At 65.4% G+C, this 751-nt stretch carries 2 protein-coding genes; both read left to right on the top strand.

From position 1 onward, the window contains the following. Positions 1 to 355: LysR substrate-binding domain-containing protein (locus EN969_RS33750; RefSeq protein WP_245467666.1), on the top strand; the 355-nt coding region annotated here is incomplete at its 5' end. A gap of 74 nt (positions 356 to 429) precedes the next feature. Beyond that, positions 430 to 751: DNA mismatch repair endonuclease MutL (gene mutL / locus EN969_RS33755; RefSeq protein WP_206525349.1), on the top strand; the 322-nt coding region annotated here is incomplete at its 3' end.

The following is a 751-nucleotide window of genomic DNA, read 5'->3' on the forward strand; positions in this document are numbered from 1 at the left end:
GCCCAGATCCGCTGCCGAATTGGCCACGCACCGCCTCATCCATCTGGAGGAGCCGTATCGCGAGGCGGCCAGTTGGGACGAATGGTTCCAGTCTGCGGGCGCCAATCTCAGCGATACCGCGCGCGGCCTGCGCATCAACGACTACGGCCTGGTGATCCAAGGTGTCATGGAAGGCCAAGGCATCGCGCTCGGCTGGCGGCATCTCGCCGAGCGGCTGCTGGCGTCGGGCCTGCTGGTGCCGGTGACGGATCATGTGCTGAAGACCGGCAAGGCCTTCTATGTCGTCTGGCCGAAGAACCGGGAGCTCAGCGACAACGCCCGCAAGGTGCGCGACTGGCTGGCGGCGCAGGCATAAGTCGTTTTCCACTGATCCACCGCTGGCGCAATTCTGCCCCTCCCGCGCGACGCGAATCCGCCTATAGTGCCGCCATGCCCATCCGCCAGCTTTCCGAAACGATGATCAACCAGATCGCCGCCGGCGAAGTCATCGAGCGTCCGGCGAGCGTGGTCAAGGAACTGGTCGAGAATGCGCTCGATGCCGGTGCTTCGCGCGTCGAGATCGTCACATCGGGCGGCGGGCTGAACCTGATCCGCGTCACCGATGACGGCTCCGGCATTCCCGAACGGGAGCTGGCGCTGGCGATCGCACGTCACTGCACCTCCAAGCTCACCGAGGATATCAACGACATTCGCTCGCTGGGCTTCCGCGGCGAAGCGCTGCCGTCGATCGGCTCGGTGTCGCGACCTGTCT

This window comes from Mesorhizobium sp. M7A.F.Ca.CA.003.01.2.1 (assembly GCF_003998945.1).
Classification (GTDB): Bacteria; Pseudomonadota; Alphaproteobacteria; order Rhizobiales; family Rhizobiaceae; genus Mesorhizobium; species Mesorhizobium ciceri.